Source organism: Ventrimonas sp. (assembly GCF_048380235.1).
Taxonomy (GTDB): Bacteria; Bacillota; Clostridia; order Lachnospirales; family Lachnospiraceae; genus Brotaphodocola.
Genome location: NZ_DBFCCJ010000088.1, coordinates 25,312 through 31,311, shown reverse-complemented (window position 1 = coordinate 31,311; position 6,000 = coordinate 25,312). Strand labels below are relative to the sequence as shown.

The 6,000-nt window shown below is 49.6% G+C and carries 5 protein-coding genes; 3 read left to right on the top strand and 2 right to left on the bottom strand.

From position 1 onward, the window contains the following. Positions 1 to 137 precede the first annotated feature (137 nt). Both ACMP1L_RS13995 and ACMP1L_RS13990 read right to left on the bottom strand, forming a co-directional pair. On the bottom strand, positions 138 to 1,502 hold the full coding sequence (locus tag ACMP1L_RS13995; protein ID WP_418453382.1) for an MATE family efflux transporter: 1,365 nt from the start codon (positions 1,500 to 1,502) through the stop codon (positions 138 to 140). 32 nt (positions 1,503 to 1,534) lie between these two features. Beyond that, on the bottom strand, positions 1,535 to 2,179 hold the full coding sequence (locus tag ACMP1L_RS13990; protein WP_177304253.1) for a GntR family transcriptional regulator: 645 nt from the start codon (positions 2,177 to 2,179) through the stop codon (positions 1,535 to 1,537). A 287-nt stretch (positions 2,180 to 2,466) separates the two neighbouring features. Between ACMP1L_RS13990 and ACMP1L_RS13985 the strand changes: the two genes are divergently transcribed. The 3 genes from ACMP1L_RS13985 to ACMP1L_RS13975 are packed head-to-tail and all read left to right on the top strand — an operon-like array spanning position 2,467 to position 5,619. Then, a complete protein-coding gene (locus tag ACMP1L_RS13985; protein WP_177304252.1) occupies positions 2,467 to 3,726 on the top strand; it encodes a 3-isopropylmalate dehydratase large subunit in 1,260 nt (419 codons plus the stop codon). 15 nt (positions 3,727 to 3,741) lie between these two features. Next, on the top strand, positions 3,742 to 4,257 hold the full coding sequence (locus tag ACMP1L_RS13980; protein WP_177304251.1) for a LeuD/DmdB family oxidoreductase small subunit: 516 nt from the start codon (positions 3,742 to 3,744) through the stop codon (positions 4,255 to 4,257). A 24-nt stretch (positions 4,258 to 4,281) separates the two neighbouring features. Then, complete coding sequence (locus ACMP1L_RS13975; RefSeq protein WP_177304250.1) at positions 4,282 to 5,619, top strand: GntP family permease; 1,338 nt, start codon at positions 4,282 to 4,284, stop codon at positions 5,617 to 5,619. Positions 5,620 to 6,000 lie beyond the last annotated feature (381 nt).

The following is a 6,000-nucleotide window of genomic DNA, read 5'->3' as shown; positions in this document are numbered from 1 at the left end:
ACGCAGCGCGTGCGAGTTTGGGTCGCAGGTCTGACAATAGGCGGCGCAGTGAACAAAGCGCAAAATTCCACCGTTTCTGCGTTTCTGTACGCGGTTTCCGGAACTTCGGACCTTTTAGTGGTTCCGTCTCAATATTTTTATTGTGTGTCTGCTGCATCTTCCGGCATTGCGCGGAAGAATTTTACTACCATAGGGATTGTGATGGCGGCAGCAACTGCGTCGGCGATGGTCTGGGACATCTGGATGCCAAGAAGGCCTATTGTCTGGCTGAGGATCCACAGAACCGGGATAAAGACCAGTCCGCTGCGGATCATGGAGAGAAACGTAGCTTTTCCGCTCTGTCCGATACTCTGGAACATCATATTTCCACACAGGGAGAAGGGCATACAGAACAGGGCGAAGCACTGGATGCGCAGAGCAGTGACGCCGATACTGATAACGGCCGGGTCATCCCGGAACATACGCACGATGGGAGCAGAGAATACGATACCGATCAGTGCTGAAATGCTCATGACGATCAGGCTGCTCTGGATGCTGAACCAGAAGGCCTCCCGCACGCGGCTGTATTTTTTTGCACCGTAGTTGAAGGCGCTGACCGGCTGGAAGCCCTGTCCGATACCGAGTGCAATGCAGAACAGGAACATGATGATGCGGGTTACAATGCTCATGGCCGCGATGGCTGCATCGCCATACGGAGCGGAGCACAGGTTTAAGATCATCACAGAAATGCTGTTAAGTCCCTGACGCATGAGGCTCGGGAAACCGGTGGCAATGATATTTTTGATATCGGCAAAGCTGCGGGTCACATAGCGGATGTGGATGCGGCTTTGCACTTTCCTTCTGAGAAACGGACTGATGAGGATGGCCATGCTGATATACTGGGAGACGGCGGTGGAGATACCTGCGCCCCGCACGCCCAGATCCAGCCCGAAGATCAGAAGCATATCCCCGAATATATTGAGAATGCCGCCGGAAGCAAGTCCCAGCATGGCAAAGAATGCCTTGCCTTCATAGCGGAGAATGTTATTCATCACGCAGCTGGAGGCCATGGCGGGAGCCGCGATAAGAATCCACGTGCTGTATTCGATGGCATAGGGCAGAATGGAGTCCGTACTGCCTAAAAGCCGCATGAAGGGTGCATGGAATAAAAACCCAAGCACACCGATGGCAGATCCGGCCAGCAGTGACAGAAAAAAGCTGGTAGACGCAAACACGCGGGCACTTTCCACATCATGAGCGCCAAGCTTCCGGCTGATATTGCTTCCTGCGCCATGTCCGAACATGAATCCGAAGGCGTTGATGATGGCCATCAGCGCAAATACCACGCCGGTCGCGCCGCTGACGCTGGTTCCGAGCTGGCTGACAAAAAAGGTGTCTGCCATGTTGTAGATGCTGGTCACCAGCATGCTGACTGTGGTGGGAAGCCCCAGCCGCAGAACCAGCTGGTGAACCGGTGTTTTTGTCATTTTGTCATATTGTTCCTGTGCACTGTCTCGTTCCATATATCTGTAACTCCTGCTTTTACTCAAAATTTTTATCGAAATTTGAAACTTTTCAGAATATTGTTCATACTTCGTTCAGTGTGCTGTTCCATTTCTTTTCGTGCTTTTTTGGCATCGTGATTCCTGATAGCAGTCAGGATATCGATATGCTCCTGGGTGGATTTGATGTAATGCTCCAGCTTTGGAGAAGTAAAGCCGATGCTTGGCCCGTTCCACAAATTTGCTAGCATCTTGTAAAGCCGCATATTGTCAGCAGCGGTCCAGATGCTGCTGTGGACATCAAAATTCAGATTTTCATATTCGCTGGTGGATAAGGATTCCATGCGTTTCTGGATGTCCATGAGTTTTTCAATCAGTGGATCGGCGTCCGGCATGCCGTTTTTGGCAGCCCTGGCTGCAGCCTCGGACTCCAGAAGAATACGCATCTCATAATGATCGGTGATGTATTTTTCATCGATCGGTTTTACGATTGCTCCCTTGTTCATGCGAAGCTCAATCAGCCCTTCAGCTTCCAGAGCCTGGAATGCTTCGCGGACCGGGGTACGGCTGACGCCAAGCTTTGCCGCAATGTCAGTGAGACTTAATTCATCACCACTTTTATATTCTCCTGAAAATAATGCTTTTTTTAAAATTGCTGTGATTCGGACACGTGCCGGCAGCAGTTCCATACTTTCCATAATATCTTATAATCCTTTCCATGCGGAAATTCTCCGCAAATTCCTCTTTTCTTATACTTTGATGATACCATTTCACAAAAACAGTGTCAAACAGATCGTATACGATATTCAGGTGTTTTTCATAAAAAATGAGATTCGAAAATGTGAATAACTGCCAAAGATCCGATAATTGACAAAAAAGGCTTGAAAACTGTCCTGGAAAGTGATAGTCTTTGAATCACGAAACGTATATCGTATACGATATTCAAAATACGAAATACGAAAATAAATAATCAGGAGGAGTTAAGATGCACGCAATTGAGAAGATTCTTGCAAAAAACAGCGGGCGCGAACAGGTAAGCACAGGGGAAATCGTTACAGCTAAGGTTGATTTTGCGGAGATCAACGATCTGTATCTGCAGACTGTTTATTCTTTTTATGAAATGGGCGGTGAGAAGGTATGGGACAGCGAGCGGGCAGCGTTCGTATTCGACCACTACGCACCGGCACCGGACATCAAGAGTGCCGCAAACCATGGCGAAATGAGAGAGTTTGCAAAGAAGAATAATTTACGTTTTCATTTTGATACCAACTGTGGTGTCTGCCATCAGGTAATGCCGGAGGCCGGTGTTATTTACCCAGGCATGATCGTAGTTGCAACGGACAGTCATACCACTACCCACGGAGCATTTGGTGCTATGGGAACTGGCTGCGGCGCAACCGATATGGCAACCATCTTAATGACGGGTGAGCTGTGGTTCCGCGTTCCGGAGATCATTGAAGTACGTCTGGAAGGAGAGACAAAACCGGGCGTATATCCGAAAGATGTCATCTTAAGCGTTCTCGGAAAGATTAAGGCGGACGGAGCGGTATACAAAGCAATCGACTTTACCGGAAGCTATGTAGAGAACCTTGGCGTTTCCGGACGTATGGTTGTCTGCAACATGGCTGTAGAGATGGGCGCAAAGACCGCTTACATGCAGCCGAACCAGGCAGTTCTGGATTATGTTTCCAAACGTGCGGTAAGACCGTTTGAAGTGCAGTACACTGATCCGGATTTTAAATATGAAGAGAGCTATGTATTTGACGTATCTGAACTGGAACCGCAGCTGGCCTGCCCGCACAGCGTAGATAACGTGGCACCGCTCAGCGAGGTTATCAAAGACAGGACCATCACTTTAAACCAGGGTTACATCGGAAGCTGCACCGGCGGACGGGAAGAGGATATCGCCCAGGCAGCAAAGATTCTGGAAGGAAAGCACATTCCGAAGTACGCGAGACTGGTTGTTGTTCCGGCATCAGCGGAAGTTATGCAGTCCTGCATGGAGAAGGGGTATATCCAGAGCCTGATGGCAGCCGGCGCGACCATTACCACTCCAGGCTGTGGAGCATGTCTGGGCGCTCATGAGGGCATTCTGGCTCCGGGCGAGACCTGTATCACCACCACCAACCGTAACTTCCCGGGACGTATGGGCTCTACCGAGGCAGACATTTACCTGGCAAGCCCGGCCACTGTTGCGGCAAGTATCTTAAACGGCTGCATTACCGATCCGAGAAACTATTTATAAGGGGGACTAACCGTCATGAAAACAGAAATCACAGGAAACATCATTGTCGTTGGCAACAACATCGATACCGACCAGATCTACCCGGGCCGCTTTCTGGCTATCACAGATCCGAAGGAGATCGGAAGTCACTGCCTGTGCGGCGTGGATGAGAACATTGCCACGAACTTTCCGCAGGGCGGCATTGTGGTAGCAGGAACCAACTTCGGCTGCGGCTCCAGCCGTGAGCATGCGCCGATTGCGCTGTTAAACATGGGCGCAAGTGCAGTCATTGCGGATTCCTTTGCCCGGATCTTTTTCCGCAATTCCATCAATTTAGGTCTTCCGCTCATTGTCTGCAAGGGTATCAGTAAAGAAGTGAAGGATGGACAGGAGCTGATTCTGGACATTGAAAAAGGAACGGTAACCGTAAAGGAGACTGGTAAGGTATACGCCTGCGACCGTCTTGGCGACCAGGCAATGAAGATTCTGGAAGCAGGCGGAATCAAACCGATGATGCGGGCACGTATGGAGAAAGAGAAAGCCTCATGCTAAGGGCGGAAAGAGGGGGACATTATTATGCCAATGGAGTTTGTATTTATTATAGGAATGGCGGTGCTGCTGATCCTTTGTGTCAAAGTGAAAGCCAACGCGTTTATTTCACTGCTGGCAACAGCACTGGTTATGGGACTGCTCTCCGGAATGAGCGGAGCGGATACGGTAGCTGCCATCACCGGGGGATTTTCCGGCACGGTAAAGAGCATCGGTATTGTTATTATTTTTGGTATTATGCTAGGAAACTATCTGGATGCGGCCAAGGGAACCAACCGTATGGCACTTGACGCAGTACGCCTGGTAGGCCAGAAACGTGCAGGTCTTGCCATGGCTATCACCGGTTATCTGGTATCCATTCCGGTGTTTTCTGACGCAGCATTTGTAATTCTGACACCGCTTGTAAAAGCAATTCACAAAAAGACACGGATTTCGCTGGCAATACTGGCAGTAAGCCTGTCAGCCGGACTCTTATCCACCCATGTATTTGTGCCGCCGACACCGGGCCCGCTGGCTGCAGCCGGACTTCTTGGGATTGATATTGGACGCGCAATCCTGTATGGTGCATTTGGTGCTGTTTTCATGACACTGGCCGGCTGGATTTTTGCAGAAATTTATTTCCGCAATAAACCAGATTCCTACTACAGTTTCCGTGATGAAGAGGAGCAGAAAAAAGACGAAGCTCTGAGTATAGAAGATGATACCGATCTGCCGGGAACGCTGGCAAGCCTTCTGCCGCTTGTTGTGCCAATTCTGCTGATCCTTTTAAATACGACATGCGGAATGATGCTTCCTGAGGATTCACCGGTTATGACGATAGTATCTTTTGTGGGTGATTCCAACATTGCTCTGGCTATCGGCGCTGTGCTGGCCATCATCACACTGGGCAAACGTCTCGGCGGCAAGGTCATCATTGATGTGATGGACAAAACCTTAAAAGACGCAGGTCCGATCGTCTTCATCACCTCTGCAGGCGGCGCGCTTGGCCAGGTGTTAAAGGTATCCGGAGCAGGCGACAGCCTGGCCCAGATGGTATTAAACACTGGTCTCCCCTTCATCCTGATTCCGTTTGTGATCTCAGGTCTGTTAAAGGTGGTGCAGGGTTCCGGTACGGTCGCTGTAACTACCGCTGCAACCCTGTGCGCACCGATCGCTGCAAGCCTTGGACTGGATCCGATCCTGATCTTCCTTGCATCCGGAGCAGGCGCACGTCTCTGCTGCCACGTAAACGACAGTTACTTCTGGGTATACACAAACTGTATGGGATATGATATGAAGACAGGACTGAAGACATTGTCCATCAGTAATGTTGTGATGTCCCTGGGCGGCCTGGCCGCAACCTTTATCTGCAGTCTCTGGCTATAGTACAATAAAAATTTGAGCTACAAAGCTGAATAAAGGTCCGGAAGTGAAAGAGACCGCTTTCCTCTATTTTCACATATCGTTGTTTGCTTGCTCTCGCTAACACGCGTTCGCCTGTGTCGGATTAACATCCGCCACATTCGGACGTGTGTGCTCAAGATGCAAACACCTGATATGTTGAAAATCCCGGAAAGCGGTCTCATTCACTTCCTGCTGTATTGGCTTCGCTAAAAAATAGTAGCTACAGCCTATATTAACTCTGCCATAAAAAGAAAACGCAGCCAGAACATAAAAGCCGAATTACAGGCTTTCGTCAGTAACGTTCTGGCTGCGTTTATTATTATCGCAGAATAACCAATACAGTAGAAGGTATGGTCTGACCGA

Coding starts and splice junctions, on each gene's coding strand:
- ACMP1L_RS13975 (WP_177304250.1), top strand. CDS start 4,282: ATGCCAATGGAGTTTGTATTTATTATAGGAATGGCGGTGCTGCTGATC.
- ACMP1L_RS13990 (WP_177304253.1), bottom strand. CDS start 2,179: ATGGAAAGTATGGAACTGCTGCCGGCACGTGTCCGAATCACAGCAATT.
- ACMP1L_RS13985 (WP_177304252.1), top strand. CDS start 2,467: ATGCACGCAATTGAGAAGATTCTTGCAAAAAACAGCGGGCGCGAACAG.
- ACMP1L_RS13980 (WP_177304251.1), top strand. CDS start 3,742: ATGAAAACAGAAATCACAGGAAACATCATTGTCGTTGGCAACAACATC.
- ACMP1L_RS13995 (WP_418453382.1), bottom strand. CDS start 1,502: ATGGAACGAGACAGTGCACAGGAACAATATGACAAAATGACAAAAACA.